This is a genomic window from Bradyrhizobium cytisi, assembly GCF_008123515.1.
Classification (GTDB): Bacteria; Pseudomonadota; Alphaproteobacteria; order Rhizobiales; family Xanthobacteraceae; genus Bradyrhizobium; species Bradyrhizobium cytisi.
On record NZ_VSSR01000029.1, the window covers coordinates 150,580 to 166,723 of the forward strand.

16 protein-coding genes and 1 pseudogene are annotated in these 16,144 nt (G+C 60.6%); 8 read left to right on the forward strand and 9 right to left on the reverse strand.

The window, feature by feature from the left end; all coding sequences use genetic code 11:
* The first annotated feature begins 22 nt into the window (after positions 1-22).
* The 4 genes from coxB to FXB38_RS19035 are packed head-to-tail and all read left to right on the forward strand — an operon-like array spanning position 23 to position 3,474.
* On the forward strand, positions 23-964 hold the full coding sequence (gene coxB, locus FXB38_RS19020) for a cytochrome c oxidase subunit II (protein ID WP_148752504.1): 942 nt from the start codon (positions 23-25) through the stop codon (positions 962-964).
* Positions 961-2,568, forward strand: coding sequence for a cytochrome c oxidase subunit I (ctaD, locus tag FXB38_RS19025; RefSeq protein ID WP_148752505.1), 1,608 nt, complete (start codon positions 961-963; stop codon positions 2,566-2,568). The genes coxB and ctaD overlap by 4 nt, the downstream gene beginning before the upstream one ends.
* Positions 2,561-3,202, forward strand: a complete 642-nt coding sequence (locus FXB38_RS19030) for a cytochrome c oxidase subunit 3 (protein ID WP_148752506.1) — start codon at positions 2,561-2,563, stop codon at positions 3,200-3,202. The genes ctaD and FXB38_RS19030 overlap by 8 nt, the downstream gene beginning before the upstream one ends.
* Positions 3,199-3,474, forward strand: coding sequence for a cytochrome C oxidase subunit IV family protein (locus FXB38_RS19035; protein WP_148752507.1), 276 nt, complete (start codon positions 3,199-3,201; stop codon positions 3,472-3,474). The genes FXB38_RS19030 and FXB38_RS19035 overlap by 4 nt, the downstream gene beginning before the upstream one ends.
* Here FXB38_RS19035 and FXB38_RS19040 read toward each other — a convergent pair.
* From FXB38_RS19040 to FXB38_RS19055, 4 genes are all read right to left on the reverse strand, one after another.
* Positions 3,471-4,700, reverse strand: coding sequence for a c-type cytochrome (locus tag FXB38_RS19040; protein WP_148752508.1), 1,230 nt, complete (start codon positions 4,698-4,700; stop codon positions 3,471-3,473). The two genes, FXB38_RS19035 and FXB38_RS19040, sit on opposite strands and share 4 nt — an antisense overlap.
* Positions 4,693-6,471, reverse strand: coding sequence for a GMC family oxidoreductase (locus FXB38_RS19045; RefSeq protein ID WP_148752509.1), 1,779 nt, complete (start codon positions 6,469-6,471; stop codon positions 4,693-4,695). Before FXB38_RS19045 ends, FXB38_RS19040 begins: the two co-directional genes overlap by 8 nt.
* An 8-nt stretch (positions 6,472-6,479) precedes the next feature.
* Complete coding sequence (locus FXB38_RS19050; RefSeq protein WP_148752510.1) at positions 6,480-7,208, reverse strand: gluconate 2-dehydrogenase subunit 3 family protein; 729 nt, start codon at positions 7,206-7,208, stop codon at positions 6,480-6,482.
* Between the two features lie 120 nt (positions 7,209-7,328).
* On the reverse strand, positions 7,329-9,137 hold the full coding sequence (locus FXB38_RS19055; protein WP_210250922.1) for a thiamine pyrophosphate-dependent enzyme: 1,809 nt from the start codon (positions 9,135-9,137) through the stop codon (positions 7,329-7,331).
* Between the two features lie 152 nt (positions 9,138-9,289).
* Here FXB38_RS19055 and FXB38_RS19060 point away from each other — a divergent pair, with 152 nt between their 5' ends.
* Entirely contained in the window at positions 9,290-10,504 is a 1,215-nt protein-coding gene (locus tag FXB38_RS19060) for an oxalate decarboxylase family bicupin (protein WP_148752511.1), read from the forward strand.
* A 73-nt stretch (positions 10,505-10,577) separates the two neighbouring features.
* Here the strand turns inward: FXB38_RS19060 and FXB38_RS19065 are convergent, their stop codons facing one another.
* The 4 genes and pseudogenes from FXB38_RS19065 to FXB38_RS19080 all read right to left on the reverse strand — a co-directional run bounded on the left by FXB38_RS19065 (position 10,578) and on the right by FXB38_RS19080 (position 13,061).
* Positions 10,578-11,864 carry a PLP-dependent aminotransferase family protein gene (locus FXB38_RS19065; protein ID WP_347340230.1) on the reverse strand — a complete coding sequence of 429 codons (1,287 nt, stop codon included), beginning with the start codon at positions 11,862-11,864 and terminating at the stop codon, positions 10,578-10,580.
* Between the two features lie 192 nt (positions 11,865-12,056).
* Positions 12,057-12,342: pseudogene (locus FXB38_RS43860) on the reverse strand (MgtC/SapB family protein); the annotation flags it as partial.
* A gap of 87 nt (positions 12,343-12,429) precedes the next feature.
* On the reverse strand, positions 12,430-12,864 hold the full coding sequence (locus FXB38_RS19075) for a PPC domain-containing DNA-binding protein (protein WP_148752512.1): 435 nt from the start codon (positions 12,862-12,864) through the stop codon (positions 12,430-12,432).
* Positions 12,861-13,061: a hypothetical protein gene (locus FXB38_RS19080; RefSeq protein WP_148752513.1), complete on the reverse strand. Its 201-nt coding sequence runs from the start codon at positions 13,059-13,061 to the stop codon at positions 12,861-12,863. The genes FXB38_RS19075 and FXB38_RS19080 overlap by 4 nt, the downstream gene beginning before the upstream one ends.
* Before the next feature lie 281 nt (positions 13,062-13,342).
* Here FXB38_RS19080 and FXB38_RS44865 point away from each other — a divergent pair, with 281 nt between their 5' ends.
* Complete coding sequence (locus tag FXB38_RS44865) at positions 13,343-13,474, forward strand: hypothetical protein (protein ID WP_347340231.1); 132 nt, start codon at positions 13,343-13,345, stop codon at positions 13,472-13,474.
* Between the two features lie 10 nt (positions 13,475-13,484).
* Positions 13,485-14,234 (forward strand): MauE/DoxX family redox-associated membrane protein, encoded by a 750-nt coding sequence (locus FXB38_RS19085; protein WP_148752514.1) that lies wholly within the window; start codon positions 13,485-13,487, stop codon positions 14,232-14,234.
* A 386-nt stretch (positions 14,235-14,620) separates the two neighbouring features.
* Here the strand turns inward: FXB38_RS19085 and FXB38_RS19095 are convergent, their stop codons facing one another.
* Positions 14,621-15,181 carry a type 1 glutamine amidotransferase domain-containing protein gene (locus FXB38_RS19095; protein ID WP_148752516.1) on the reverse strand — a complete coding sequence of 187 codons (561 nt, stop codon included), beginning with the start codon at positions 15,179-15,181 and terminating at the stop codon, positions 14,621-14,623.
* Between the two features lie 138 nt (positions 15,182-15,319).
* Here FXB38_RS19095 and budC point away from each other — a divergent pair, with 138 nt between their 5' ends.
* On the forward strand, positions 15,320-16,087 hold the full coding sequence (gene budC, locus FXB38_RS19100) for a meso-2,3-butanediol dehydrogenase (protein ID WP_210250924.1): 768 nt from the start codon (positions 15,320-15,322) through the stop codon (positions 16,085-16,087).
* Positions 16,088-16,144: the final 57 nt, after the last annotated feature.

Below are 16,144 nucleotides of genomic sequence, written 5' to 3' on the forward strand. Positions count from 1 at the left end.
CGTCATCTAGCCGGACAGTTCAATGTGGCGTCAATGGATCCCCTTTTGGCATCCCGGCATATCGCCCCATGGCGGCGACGTTGACCTTCTCTTCAGCGGTCTTCTGGTCGTCAGTTCGCTCGTGCTCGGCCTGTTGTTTTTCCTGCTGGCTCTGTTCTGCGTCCGTTACCGCGCGTCCAACCCGATCGACCGCGGCCATCAGACCAGCAAGAGCTGGCACTGGGAGGTGAGCTGGACGGCGGCTTCGCTGATCTGCTTCCTCGCCTTGTTCGTCTGGGGCGCGAGCATCTACTTCCAGATCTTCCGAACCCCGCCGGAGGAACTGTCGGTATTCGTCGTCGCCAAGCAGTGGATGTGGAAGGTTCAGCACACCGGCGGCCAATCCGAGATCAATGCGTTGCATATTCCCGTCAACCGGCCGATCCGCTTGGTGATGGCCTCGCAGGATGTCATTCACAGCTTCTTCATTCCGGCGCTGCGCGTGAAGCACGACGTGGTGCCGGGTCGCTACCAGGATCTGGAAATCACGGCGCAAGTGCCCGGCCATTATCACCTGTTCTGCGCTGAATACTGCGGCACCAAGCACTCCGGCATGACCGGCGAGATCGTGGCGATGGAGGCTGCTGACTATGCCGCCTGGCTGGCGAGCCAGACACCATCGAGCCCTCTCGCACAAGAGGGCGGCAGCCTGTTTCGCGAACTTGGCTGCAGCGGCTGTCACGGCATCGGCAGCAAGGTCCGGGCCCCACTACTCGAGGGGGTCTACGGAAAGCCGGTGCCGCTTGCCGACGGCAGCGTCGTCACCGCGGATGACAAATATATCCGCGACTCCATCCTGCTGCCCCGCAGCCAGATCGCCGCAGGCTACGAACCGTTGATGCCATCGTTCCAAGGCAAGATCGATGAGGAGCAGTTGCTGAGACTGATCGCCTACATCAAGTCGTTGGGGGGACACGGATCATGACCGACGCCAACTATCTGAACGCGGAATACAGCCTGAGATCGTGGTTTTTCACCACCGACCACAAGCGCATCGCGATCCTGTATTTCGCAAGCCTGATCCTGTTCTTCTTCATCGGCGGCGCGGCGGCAACCGCGATCCGGATCGAGCTGGCGACGCCGCAAGCCGATCTCGTCAGCTCAGACATGTACAACCGCCTGTTCACCATGCACGGCATCATCATGGTGTGGTTCTTCCTGATCCCTTCGATCCCCAACACACTCGGCAACTTCATCGTGCCGTTGATGATCGGCGCGCGCGACCTGGCCTTTCCGCGGCTCAATCTGCTGAGCTGGTATCTGTTCATGCTGGGAGGTACCGTGACGTTGTTCACGGTTCTGGCAGGCGGGATCGATACTGGCTGGACGTTCTACACGCCCTTCTCGACGCTCTATTCGAACAGCTATGTCGCTGTTGCGGTCACCGGTGTCTTCATCTCCGGCTTCTCTTCGATCCTGACCGGACTGAACTTCATCGTGACCATCCATCGCCTGCGCGCTCCCGGCCTCACCTGGTATCGGCTGCCACTCTTCATCTGGTCGCTTTACGCCACGTCGATCATTCTCGTCCTTGCCACACCCGTTCTGGCGATGACGCTGGTCTTGATCGCCGTCGAGCGACTGCTCGGCGTCGGCATCTTTGACCCCGCCATCGGTGGCGATCCACTGCTGTTCCAACATCTGTTCTGGTTCTACTCCCATCCTGCCGTCTACATCATGATCTTGCCTGGCATGGGTGTGATCAACGAATTGATCTCCTGCTTCTCACGCAAGGCGGTGTTCGGCTACAAATTCGTGGCTTGGGCGAGCCTCGCCATCGCCGCGGTCGGCTTTCTGGTCTGGGGTCACCACATGTTTGTCAGCGGGCAATCATTGCTGGCAAGCCTTGTTTTCTCGTTCATGAGCTTCGTCGTCGCCGTGCCGTCCGCGATCAAGGTGTTCAATTGGACCGCGACGCTGCACAAGGGTTCGATCCATTTCGACGCGCCGATGCTGTATGCGCTGGCCTTCATCGGGCTGTTCACGATCGGCGGCCTCACCGGCCTGTTTCTGGCCTGCCTCGCCTACGACGTGCATGCCACCGACACCTATTTTGTCGTCGCCCATTTTCACTACATCATGGTCGGCGGCATGGTGACTGCTTATTTCGGCGGACTGCATTACTGGTGGCCGAAGATGACGGGCAGGCTCTATTCCGAATACTGGGCACGCACCGCGGCCGTTCTGATCTTCTTCGGCTTCAACCTGACGTTCTTTCCGCAGTTCGTGCTCGGAGCCGAGGGCATGCCGCGCCGCTATCACGTCTATCCGCCCGAATTCCAGGTCTGGAATGTGCTCTCGTCCGGCGGGGCTACCATTCTTGCGGTCGCCTACCTGTTGCCGCTGTTCTATCTCGGCTATTCGCTGTTTTTCGGCGCCCGCGCGCCGGCCAATCCGTGGAACGCGCCCGGCTTGGAATGGCAAACGCCGTCGCCGCCGCCGGAGCATAATTTCGACCAGCAGCCGATCGTCACGCGGCCGCCCTATCAATACTCGCCCGATTTCAAAGCCGAGCCACAAAATGCCTGAGACCAGGGCCTTCGCGCCGCAATTCGTCTCCGGTCGGCATCGCGACGAAGCGGCCGCACTCGGCATGTGGGTGTTCATCGCCACCGAGGTGCTGCTGTTCGGCGCGCTGATCTTGGGTTATTTCGTCTATCGCCATCTCCACCCCGCTGGCTTCGCCGCCGCGAGCAGCCGGACCGATCTCGTCATCGGGACCGCGAATACCGCAATCCTGCTTACGTCCAGCTTTGCCGTCGCCTGGGCCGTCGAAGCCTTCTCGGCAGAGACGCGAAAATTCTGCGCGACATTGCTCGCCTGCGCCATCGGACTTGGAATTGCGTTTCTCGTCCTCAAGAGCTTCGAGTACAGGAGCGAGTATCGCGAGCATCTCGTTCCAGGCATCGACTTCAAGTTTGATCCTGTCCATGTCGACGGCGCTCAGTTGTTCTTCCTGTTCTATTTTGTCGCGACCGGACTCCATGCGCTTCACATGATGATTGGCATCGCCGTGCTCGGCGTCATGGCGCTACTCATCAATCGGACGCCGTCGGCCCGACACCGGACCGCGTTGCACAGCGCCGCACTCTACTGGCACTTCGTCGATGTCGTCTGGATCTTCCTGTTTGCCTTGGTCTACTTGCCGGGGCGAGCAGCATGACGAACTGGCCCCCTCCTCTTCATCTCGTCGGAGCATGGCTCGCCCTCGTTGCGTTGCTTGTACTGACCGTGAGCCTGGCCCATCTGCCGCTCGGCGCTTTCAACGCCGCAATTGCCATGTCGATCGGTGCTGTCAAAGCTGCGATTGTCGCAGCGATCTTCATGGAGCTTCGTCACCGCGACGCCACAACCCTCATCTTTGCCGGCGCCGGCTTGTTTTGGCTTGGTATCCTGCTCTGGCTGGGGATGATGGATTTCCTGACGCGCACCTAAAGGTCAATTGGTTCGCGCGCCACGCGTTCGTTTTTAACCTGAGCTTCGCTGACGGCCGGCGCCTTGCCGAAATGATCGCGAACATAGGTCGCGACCGCGGCGATCTGGGCATCGTTTAGCTGCCACCCAAAGGCTGGCATTGCCGGCGCCGTGCGTTCGCGATCTGTCGCGGCCGTCTGCGCGCCCTGGAGGAGGACTCGAACGACACTTGTTGGATCGGCCGTTTTGACGGTAGCGGCCTCCGCAAGATTCGGGAACATATTGGGGACACCATGACCATCCCGCCGATGGCAGGCCACGCAGAGATCCTGATAAATGGCACCGCCGGCAGCAAGAATGTCTTGATCGGCGGCGGGTGAGCCTTCTGCTGGCGCTCCCGAGACGTCCTTGAGGTACGCCGCCATTGCCTTGATATCGCTGTCGGTCAATTTTGAAGTCGAGAGCTCGATCACCTCGCCCATCAGTCCGGCAGCCGCGGCGTAAGTGTTGTGGCCGGATTCGAGGTAGGTCGCAATTTCATCTGCCGACCAGTCTCGTAGGGCACCCTGTCCGCTCGTAATATCGGGTGCGGTCCAGCCTTGCAGCGTGTAGCCCCGAAGAAATTCAGACGTTTTGTCGCCACCAAGAAAGGTCTTCGGCGTGTGGCACGCACCACAATGTGCTGGTCCCTGCACGAGATAAGCTCCGCGATTCCATTCTGCCAGCTTGGAAGCATCGGGGCGGAATTCGCCGGGCGTAAAATAGAGCGCATCCCAAACGATCATCGCTGATCGCAGATTCAGCGGGAACGGCAGGCGGTTCACCACGACTGCATTATTCGCTGGCTCGATTGTGTTGAGATAGGCACGAATGTCGCTGACGTCTTGGCGTGACATCCGGCTGTAATAGGGAAACGGCATCGCCGGATAAAGCCGTGCACCATTGCGGCTGCGGCCCTGTCGTACCGCCGCATCGAACTGCTCATCGGTCCAGCTGCCGATTCCAGTTTGTTGATCCGGTGTGATGTTGGGCGCGGCAAGATATCCGAACGGCGTTTCGATGGCCCGGTCGCCGGCGAACGAATGGTCGCTGCCAGGCAAGGTGTGGCAGCTGCCGCAATCGGCGGCGACGACGAGGTAGCGGCCCCGCTCGACGGCCGCAAAATCCTGCGGGCCTGCGGCACAACAGACGTTCATTCCGACGCCTAGGACGCCAAGCACCACCGCGATGGTCTGTATCCTAGCCATCGATCAACTGGCCCGGATTCTTGAGGTATCTTTTTCGGATAGCAGCAGCGGCCCAGTAGGCCAACGCCGCGACCGTGCCAGTCGGATTGTAGCCGGGGTTTTGCGGAAAAGCACTGGCGCCGCTCACGAACAGGTTCGGGACATCCCAATTCTGGAGATAGCGATTGAGCGCACTGGTCGACGGATCGGTGCCCATGATGGCGCCGCCACACAGGTGAGTGGTCTGATATTTGGTAATGTCATAGGGGCCCTTGCGGTATTCCTTGACGACCTGTCTCGCGCCCATGGCTTGGAAGATTTCGGCGAACCTGTCGGTCAGGAATTTGTTCTGCTTGATCTCGTTGTCGTGGAAATCCATCGTGATGCGCACGAGGGGGCGACCGAAGCGGTCCTTGTAGAACGTATCGAGATCCAGGTAGACGTCGCGATAGCTGTACATGCTGCCGTGGACGCCGGTGCCGGGCTTCAACGCACTCTGGTAGTTGTCCTTGACCGCCTTTTTCCATTGCGCGCCCCAGCGCGGAGTTCCGGGCGGAACGGGGGCGGTCTCGATCGGCCGGCCGTTGGTCTGCACCTGTCCGATGTAACCGCCACCGACAAATCCATGTGGACCATGATCGAAATTGTCGCCGTTGAACTCGTCGATGCACGTTCCGATCGCGCCGGACGCGATGAACGGATTGAAAACGAATTTGGCGGGGTCGAAAAAGCTCACGACATCGGAGGTCGTCTGGTGCGTGAAATTGCGACCGACGACGCCGGAATTGGCATTGGGATCATAGGGCTTGCCGATCCCCGACAACAGGAGAAGTTGAACATTGAAGATCGTATAGGCCGACAGGATGACGAGTTCGGCAGGTTGCTCCCACTCATTGCCGTCCGTATCGACGAAGGTGACGCCAGTCGCACGCTTGCCTGATGCGTCGAGATTGATGCGCGTCACCTCGCTGTTGTCGCGGGCCGAGAAGTTCGGCTTGCGCAGCAGCGCAGGCAGGATCGTGGTTTGCGGCGTCGCCTTGGAGTAGTTGCCGCACCCAAACCATTCGCAGAAGCCACAATAGGTGCAGGGTCCCAGGCGAATGCCAAGCGGATTCTGGTAGGCGCGCGACATGTTTCCGGATGGTTGGGGAAACGGCTTGTACCCGACGCCGCGCGCGGCTTTTGCAAACAGGGTGGCCCCGAACGGCTGCTCCTGCGGGGGATTTGGATAGGCGCGAGAACGCGGTCCCTCGAACGGATTTCCGCCGTCAAGAATCTGCCCCTTGATGTTGCCTGCTTGTCCCGACGTACCGCAGAGATATTCGAACCGATCGTAATGCGGCTCGAGATCGTCGTAGGTGACACCCCAATCCTGGATCGTCATATCGCCCGGGAGGAAGCCGGCGCCGTAGCGCTCGGTCAGGTGCGTGCGCGCGACGAAATCCGAGGGGAGGAAGCGCCAGGTCTCGGCATTCCAGTGCACCCCACCGCCCCCTACGCCATTTGGAGGCATGAATGCGCCCCAGGAGCGGATCGGCAGCGCCGTCTGGTTCATCTTGTTGCGAAACGTAAATGTCGTCTGCTCCGGGCGGAGGAACAGCTCGTGGCGAATCCGATACCGTAACTCGTCAGCTGCATAGCCCGGTGGATGATCCGTTGCCGTGTTGCGCCAAGGCCCGCGCTCGATCGCCGTCACAGCGAGACCAGCCTCGGCGAGTTCGTACGCCATGATGGATCCGGTCCATCCCAGCCCGATTATCACGACGTCCGTGGCCGGCAGTTTTCGCGGCATGGCGACACTCAGGATTTGTGCGGCGTCCAGTCTGCACGCCCGGCTATGCTGACTGGAGGGTGAGGATAGCGTTCGTTGTGACGGCCAACCCAATCGCGGTAGTCATAGCGGATGCCGGGAAACCCGATCATCCTCCAACCGACCATGTCGCGATTGCCGCCGTGAATGGGATCGGAGAAGAACCCCTCGGGTACATCCTTCAACAGGGCATCGAAGAAGCCTTGCGCGTCGACGCCGTCGAACTTGATCTCTCCTGCTTCGAGTTTCTTCAGCGTGTTGTCCTGCTGGTCAGCCGAGAGCTGGTCGAAGGCTTGCCCCAAAGACACCTTGCAGTACCGGTCGAGTGCAGCAAGGCCCTTCCGATAGAGCTCTGCCGGCGAGAGTTCCGATTGCGGTCCCTGCTCCTTCGTACCCTTGAGGTACGGTCCAAACTGATACAGTCCCGCGGCCGAGCCGTAGGGTCCCTTCAATTGCCGATCGATGAAGACAGCACAGCCGGCGTCTTTGCCGCCTGGCGTATCGGAATCCGGCGGAATAATGCGATCGGCCAAGGCTTCGACGACCCGCGCCTCGTTTGCCGTGAAGAACTGCCAAGGGCCCGGCCGCGCGTCGTTCGGGGCAGAGGAGGGAAAAGGCGACCACGGCATATGATCACGAACGACCGAAGCACGAGTCAGCGACGTCGAGCCCGCAAACCAGAAAGCGGCCGAGATCAGAAATGAACGACGATTGACCATGACAGCGCCCGATGACGCCTGTGAACGCAAACGGAAGCGGGTTAGTTCCTGGAAATGGACCAATCGTGCCACAGTCGCTCGGCCGCCGGGCATCCTGCGACGAGACGCCTGACACCCGGATTAGGCTTTCAACTGCTCCGGTTTTGTCGGCTTTTCCTCGGCATCCACGACCGCTTCGACCAAGGCGGGTTTCCTCGAGTCCAGCGCGGCTCGAATAGCCGGCTTGATCTCGTCTGGCGTCACGCAGCGGAACGCATCGGCGCCACAGGCTTTCGCAAAGCTCACGAAATCAATCGGCGCCAGCCCGCAGCCGAACTCCGGATTACCGATCTCGCGCTGCTCGAACATGACCTCCGCGAGACTGTTATTCTTGAGCAGGATGATCTTGACCGGGAGACCTTGCGCGACTGCGGTTGAAAGTTCGGCCATCAGCATGGCAAAGCCGCCATCGCCGACGACGGCCACCGGCTGCCGCTTCGGCCATGCCAGTTGTGCCGCGATTGCGAATGGGAGGCCTGGCGCCATGCTGGCCAGCATGCCGGTGCCCGTCAGGCGCTGGTTTTCGCGAAGGCGAAGACAACGCGCCGCAAAATGGGTGTTGGCGCCGCAGTCGAGTGAGATGATGGCGTCGTCAGCCAAGAGGTCGCTCAACGCGCGTACCACCATCTGCGGACGCAAAGGCGCGCACCGGTCCGTCTCAATCTTCTTGAGCATGCCGTTCCAGTCGGACATGCGCTGCTGCGCCTCGATCAGGAACGACCGGTCGCCGTTGCGTCGCAACAACGGCAACATGGCTCTGAGGCTGGCCTTGACGTCCGCCACGAGCCCGACCTCGACCGGATAGCGCAGGCCGACGCGGTCGGCCTTGAGATCGATCTGGATCCCGCGCGCCTGTCCCGGACGCGGGTAGTATTCCTCCCACGGCATGGTCGACCCAAGGATCAGCACGGTGTCGCAATTCTTCATTGCCCAGGATGATGGTGCTGTGCCGAGGTCACCGATGCCGCCGGTCGTCAGCGGTGACTCGTCGGCGAGCACGGCCTTGCCAAGCAGCGACTTGGCGACGGGAGCGCCCAGGACATCGGCGAGCTGCGTGACTTCCTCACGCGCATGCAGCGCGCCCTGCCCCGCCAGAATGGCAATGCGACGCCCGGAATTCAGGACTTCCGCCGCCGCGCGGATTTGATCTTCCGGGGCCGGCGCGAGCGGAACCGTCCAGGATGACGAGGTGCGGGCGCCTGGATTTCGCATTGATCTCCGGTCCGCGGAGCGTTTCACCACCTGCACGTCCTTCGAGACGGCCAGATGCGCGACGCCGCGATCGCCGAACGCCGCCCGGCAGGCGCGGTTGCCGACGATGACCGCATGCTCCGGCCCGCTGACCGCCTCATTGTACAGCGCCACGCCCTGCATCAGCCTGACGGTATCCACGCTCTGCTGATAACGGACACCCGTGAGATCGTGGAAAGTCAGGCCGGTGAACGCCACGACTGGTGCGCCATCGAAGGCAGCGTCGTAGAGACCATTGAGCAAATGGATCGCACCGGGTCCGGTCGTGCCGACACAGACGCCAAGCCGGCCGGTGTGCTTGGCAAAGCCCGACGCCATGAAGGCCGCAGCTTCTTCATGCCGCACGCCGACATAGCGAATGCGGTCGGAGCGCTTGCGCAACGCCTCGACGATGGAGTTGATGCCGTCTCCAACAATGCCGAAGGCGTGCGTTGCGCCCCAGGCGATCAGGGTCTCGACCAGAATGTCGGCTGTCGTCTCCTCGTCACCCAATTCCGGCGCAGGCTGCGACGATACCGAAGGCTTCGTGTCTGTTGGGGGAGCGTCCATGGCAGGACTCGCCGCAGTGCCTGCGAGCGCGAGCCCCGTCGCGGCGCCGGAAATGACGTCTCGTCGATCCAGATCGAAAATGCCCGGCATGCCGTCGCTCCTGGAGTTGAAATGGAAGCTTCGCTGGCCCAGCAAACCGCCTTGAAAGCTTCGGGTTGCAATTTCGCAGCAGGGCCGATGCCACGCCTTCGTGAGTTTGGAACTGCGGACGGTTGCGGGCGTTCGCCCGAGAGGAGCAGGCTATGAACCCTCCAGGTAACTCTCCGACCCGGCGAACTCTCCTGGCGTCTGTGGCCGCTCTGGGCCTTACCGCAGCCAGCGCTCAGGAAATGAGCGAGCCCGTGATGAACAGCAACGGGGCCCCGATTGCAGGCCCGCGCAACCCGGAGCGAGAGCAGGAAAATCCTGACATCCTGCGTCCGCCCTCGACAGATCACGGCTCAATGCCCAATCTCCGGTTCTCGTTTGCGGACGCTCATATGAAGATGCGCGAAGGTGGCTGGTCCCGCGAGGTCACACAGCGCGAACTGCCGATTTCGACCACGATGGCGGGCGTCAACATGCGCTTGACGTCGGGTGGCGTCCGAGAGCTTCATTGGCACAAACAAGCCGAATGGTCGTTCATGCTGGCCGGAAGGGCGCGTATTACGGCGGTCGACAATGACGGCCACAACTTCATTGCCGATGTCGGCCCTGGTGACCTCTGGTATTTTCCGGCTGGCATCCCGCATTCGATTCAAGGGCTGCCGGACGACGGTTGCGAATTCCTGCTGGCGTTTCCTGACGGCGAGTTCTCGGAGGACAGTACGTTTGCGATCACGGACCTGTTCACCCACAACGACCGCAGCACGCTGGCGAAAAATCTCGGCATTGGCATCAATGCGCTCGATCGTATCCCGAAGGAGGAGCTGTTCATCTTTCAAGCCGAGCCACCACCGCAAAACCTATCGGCCGACGCGGTTCGCAATCGCCTGGGCGAGGTGCCGTCAGACATGGTCTTCAGGCTCATGCAACAGCCTGCAACGCAATACCCGGGCGGTAACGTTAGAATAGCCGACACCCGCAATTTCCCTATTTCCACCGACGTCGCCGCGGCCCTAGTCGAGGTCAATCCGGGTCACATGCGGGAGCTGCATTGGCACCCGAATGCCGACGAGTGGCAATATTACATATCAGGCAAGGCGAGAATGACTGTGTTTGCTGCCGAGGCTCGCGCTCGCACGTTCGACTACCGGGCAGGCGACGTCGGATACGTGCCGATGTCGATGAGCCATTTCGTCGAGAATGCCGGCAGCGAGCCGCTACGCTTTCTCGAATTGTTCAAGGCGCCACGTTTCATGGACGTGTCGCTGGCACAATGGATGGCGCTCACGCCGCCGGAGCTGGTTCATGCACATCTGAAGATCGACCGCGCCGTTTTGGACCAGTTACGTAAGGACAAGCAGCCCGTCGTGTAGGGCTACGCTTGGAAGCTCCTTCTGTTTTCTCACCACCTAACCAGGGACAAGCCCGCGAACGGCCGGCCAATACCTAGGCCTTACGCGATGGCGCCTGCCACGCATTCCACCAGTTCGCCGCAGCCAAGGCGACTTCGTCCCAGAGTGCCGTTGGCAGATCTGGCACCGCAAGCCTCACGACGTGGCGTTCGCGTCTCCCATCGTAGCTCCATTCGGCGGCGCCGAAATCGAAGCCAAAACTCCCTGCGTGTCGCAGCGGCAGACCGGCCTTGGCCAAGTCCTGGCTTAACTCCGCAGCGACCTCCTTTGCCTGCCGTTCATCCAGCGCTCTCAAGGGAGCAAGCGTGACATATAATCCGTGAGCGAAATGAAGTTCTGCAGCGGCGCAAGCAAGCTCCGAGGCAAAGCAACGCACTGTACGCCTGCTGTTGCGCAAGATAGCCGCAATACGCTTATTAGTCAGACGTCGATAAGCCCGACTGCCCGCATAAGGCGGAAAGTGTGCGGGCAGCGCCGCGCCTCCGAGTAGTCTAACGGCAATGCGCGTCTCCCCAATCAGGCTCCGCAGCGAGAAGTGCCGCGCGACGCCCGCCGGACCGCCGCCAAGAAACGCGACAGATCCAAGCCGGCCATATTCCAGTCCGAGAGAGTCCAGCTTGGTGTGACTGCGAACAAGGACGACAGGAATCTGATGACGTCGCGTCCAGTCAATCACCCGACGGATGCGCCCCGAACCGCTCGAGAAGCAGGTCGTGTCAAAGATCACCAAATCCAGCTCGGGCTTCGCGCACCGTAGCGTCGCTGCAAAGTCGTCGGCCGCCGCGCAGGAATCGAGGAACAGCATTTGGGGTCGCCGAGCCCGCAACACCGTTTCACCGAGCGGCTTATCCAATACCCGGGGCGTCAAGTGCCGGACATGAAGGTCAATGAGCTCGACCGTTTCGCTATAAGATCCGGGCAAGAGCAGCAATTCAGCTTCACCCACGACGCGGGCGGAGGCCAGCAGCAGGGCCGATATCGCCGCCATACCGGATGAGGTATAAATGCACGCGTCAACTTCGAAATCTTCGAGTTGGTAGAACGACGGGCCAGTGACCTCGAGATCAGCACGCTGATAGTCGTAGCTGAATTCAAACGGTCCGGACCGCCGCCGGGCTGGCTGGGCCCAGGCCGTTTCAGTCAGCGCCCAATCGTGAAGGTCGTGCTCTGCCTTTAGCGCCGCAGCGAGGTGGAATTTGCGTTCAATCACTTCGGCGACGGATTCCGGCCGACGAATGGTCATTGGGTTTTTAAGGGAGCCGTTCAACAGCTCGAATTCTTCGCGCTTCCTGTCGAGATATCGCTCAAGCGTTTCCATCATCGATTCCCAACCGTCCACGAAGATAACGCGGACAGTCGGATTCGGCTCCTACACCGGAAAGGCGGGGCTCGACGCCGCAAATCAGCGTCCGCCGTCGGTCGTGAGTTCGAATGCCTTGAGCTCGAATTTGTTTTCGACGATTCGCAACAAATCCAGTGGCACTTCCTCCTGTTCGGGCTGCTTCCACGCGACGCCGCCCTTCAGGATCGTGCCGCCCCCGATAAAGCCTACGCCGGTCAAAATGCCTAGCGGCAGCCGCATGAGATCCATGACGGAAGACGGCTCGGAAGTCTTACCGGCCAACGGCAGCAGGATATTGGCCTGGATCATGGCAACGGACGCAGCGAGACACACCGGGATGGTCGTCCTGAACCCCGCCGCGGGCCAGCGCGCCTCGGTTGAGGCCTATGATGCCACCGGCGAACATGGTCAACGCTAGCCGTATGGCAATGTCCGCCGGCGTTCGATACATCGGCATGTCCATCGCACGTCCCCAATCCAGTCCAATTCAGAACCAGTCAGAAATGCCGCTTCCTCATGTTCGCAACCGTCCGCGCGTCTTCCTCTAGATGCTGATGAGCGCGATACCGAGATCGCTGCGTTTCTTGCGACGAAGGTGCAGCGCAGTCTCGATGATCGTCACCTCCAGCGTCGGCTGAACTGCTCCCGACAGGAAATGACCGCCACGGAGCGTACCATCCTTTAGGCCGAGGACTGCGTGCAGATGCAAACTGGCCTTGCCGTCATCACCTTGCGCCACATCACCGAGCAGGCTCAGAACCTCGCATTGCTCTTTCACTTCGATCGGCTTGTATGCTTTTGCAGCGAAATCAAACCAGCCGACCTTGGCTCCCGAGAAGGCACCAATTGCTGATACGGAAGCGCCCGCGATCCGCTCGCGATCTGCGAATTCCGTGATGGATTCAAAAGCCTCTTCGCCTTGATCGAGAATCAGGACGAAAGTCCGCTCTGCGCCGTCATTGATCGACTTCGATTTCATCGGACAATCCCGCGCCTTGGTTTGGTCGCCGGGTTATCACGGGTCTCGCCTTCTGTCCGGTCGCCAGCGTCAGCGGCCTCGTATCCTTCGGCCCGCCGATGCTCCTCCTTGCCCTCTTCCACCAGCTCGTTGTCGCCGACCATTTGCCCGATGATCCGCTTGGTCCGCGCCTTGGCCTTCTCTTGCAATCGCGTCATAGGGTCCTCCATGATCCGCGAAACCAACGAGCCGGACCGTGGAAGTTTCCATCGTCAGTTTTCCGGGACCGTCGGTCCTTGAGCGCGGCGGATTGCCGCCTGCGCTGGTGCGGCAGCGATAGGAACCTCCGGCGGCACGCCGTATTGAGGACAAAAGACCGCTGCGGCGAACCATGACGAGCGAAACGCGAGAGAGGGGCAACTTGATCGGGAGTGACAAGGCGAAGGTACGACCGTTTTACGGCTCAGATAGGCAGAGGATCGGCACGATCGGGCGCATCATGATCGACAAGATCAGCAGCAAGGTATTGTACGCTGCGCTCGGCTTCCGCACCGCGAAGCGTCAGCGACCATTACGGCGTCCCGTTCACCTGACGGGCTTCGACCGCGTTTTTTCAGAAGCCCAGAACTGATGGGTTGGGAATGTTGGATCAGACGCGCAGGAAATCGGCGGCTCTCTATCGAATGGTGACGCCCGAGCACATCTGCCCTTTCGGCCTCAAATCGCTGGACCTCTTGCAGCGCCAGGGGTTTGATGTCGAAGACCATCAGCTCAAGAGCCGGGCCGAGACGGACGCCTTCATGGCAAACCATCGCGTCGAAACGACGCCGCAAACGTTCATCACCGGGACTCGCATTGGAGGCTACGACGACCTTCGGCGGTATTTCCACAAACCGATCGCCGCTCCAAACGCGGCCAGCTATCAACCCGTCATAGCGGTCTTCGCAACGGCGCTGGCCATAGCGCTGGCGGCAACGTGGGCAGCCAGTGGAACGTTGATGACGCTACGCGCCCCGGAATGGTTCGTGGCATTCAGCATGTGCATCCTGGCGATCCTGAAGCTTCGGGATCTGGAAGCCTTTTCGAACATGTTCCTTGGCTACGATCTTCTGGCCCAAAGAAACGTGCGTTATGCTTATGTCTATCCATTCGGCGAAGCCATTGCCGGCGTACTCATGATTGCCGGCGGCCCGTTGAGGTGGGTCGCTATACCGATCGCGATCGTCATCGGCGGAATAGGAGCCACCTCCGTCTTCAAGGCCGTTTATTTCGATCACCGCGAGCTCAAATGCGCATGCGTCGGAGGCGACAGCAAGGTTCCACTCGGATTCATTTCGCTGACGGAAAATTTGATGATGGTCGTCATGGGCATGTGGATGGCGATCCGCTAGGGCTGAGCTGCCGCGTAAGGATCAGGATCATCAGCGCGAGAACGGCCGCGCCTGCCAATCCAGCCACGAAGATCGCTTTCCTTGCCAGTGTCTTGAGGATGGTCTCTCCACCCCTCGCCCTTTCCACGGGGGCGAAGGTGTCTGAGCGGGACCTTCACGAACCATATAACTCGCCAGACCACCTTCGTTCCTCCGCGCCCAATCTCGTTGTCGCTTGCTGTTCGCTCGGGGTGGAAATCACACGACGGTGCATTGATGGCCATCCGACGATGTTCGCATCCGCCGAAGTCAACACGAACGGCGTAAAAACGGGCCGGCCAGATGCACTCAGACTGCTCGGCAATCGAGGCCGGCCTTGGCCGCTATCTTTGCGGTTCTCACCGCCATCAAGCCGCGCTGCGCTGCGTGTGCCGGCCTTCCTTGACCTCCTCGACTATCTTGACGCAAAACGCCTCGAGATCACCGGGATTGCGAGAGGTGATGACGCCTTGGTCGACGACTACCTCGGCATCCTCCCACTTCGCGCCGGCATTCGCGACGTCGGTCTTGATCGATTTGAACGAGGTCATCTTGCGGCCCTTCGCGATTCCTGTCTCGATCAGAAGCCAAGGGGCGTGGCAGACCGCCGCGACGACTTTCTTGGCATCGAAGATGTCCTTGATGAACTTCAGCGCTTTCGGTTCGACCCGCAGGAGATCCGGATTGATCTGGCCGCCGGGCAACACGATCGCGTCGTAATCGTTGGCCGAAGCCTCGTCGAGCGTCTTGTCGACCTTCACCGGTTGGCCCCAATCCTTCTTGTCCCAGCCCTTGATCTCGCCAGCGGTGATCGAGACGACATGGACCGTCGCACCGGCCTTCTTCAGCCGTTCCTGAGGCACCTCAAGCTCGGCCTGTTCGCAGCCGTTCGTTGCGAGAATGGCGATCTTTTTTCCAGTCAGATCCATCGGTCCACTCCTTCGTTTGAGCTTCGTCCAACAATCGATCGCCTCGGACTTCGTTCCTGAGAAGCCTCGCCCTGACGAGTTAGGACCCCAATGGACGCGAAGAGGGTTGTCCGACGGGCAGATGCAGGAGCGTCTCAGATGTCCGAAAGGTTCCATGGCAAGGTCATCATCGTCACAGGGGCGCCTTCCGGCATCGGAGAAGCCACGGCACGTCGCTTCGTGGCTGAGGGCGCCAAAGTGGCCATGGTTGACCGCAACAAAGATCTCCTTGAGAAAGTCGCCAAGAGCCTGCCCGTCGACAAGACCATGGCTCATGGCGCCGACGTATCGGATTCGAAGGCGGTTGACCGTATGGTCGCCGCAGTCCTCGAGCGCTTCGGACGTTTGGACGTTATCGTGAACAACGCCGGCGTCCATGAAGGCGGCGATGTGGCGGCGATCACCGACGACAAGTGGCGAAACGTCATGGCGATCGACGTCGATGGCGTATTTTACGGCTGCCGCGCAGCGCTACCCCATCTTGAGAAGACAAATGGCTCGATCGTGAACACGGCATCGGTTTCAGGGACCGGCGGCGACTGGGGCATGAGCCCCTACAACGCGGCCAAGGGGGCGGTCGTGAATCTTACGCGAGCTCTTGCGCTCGACTTCGGCAAGAAGGGCGTCCGCGTGAACGCGGTTTGTCCGAGCCTCACGCGCACTGGAATGACCGAAGACATGATGGATGACAAAAAACTACTCGCGAAGTTCGCCGAGCGGATCCCGTTGGGGCGCGTCTGCGAGCCGAAGGAAGTCGCCGCAGTCATCGCCTTCCTCGCCAGTGAAGACGCGAGCTTCATGACCGGGGCCAATGTGGCGGTTGATGGTGGCGTGTCCGCCTCCAACGGGCAGCCGCCGCAGGAATAGCGCCTCGACGGACCGCTGTAGAGCGAGCATGGAACAAACCTGCTGATTCGTGCCTTA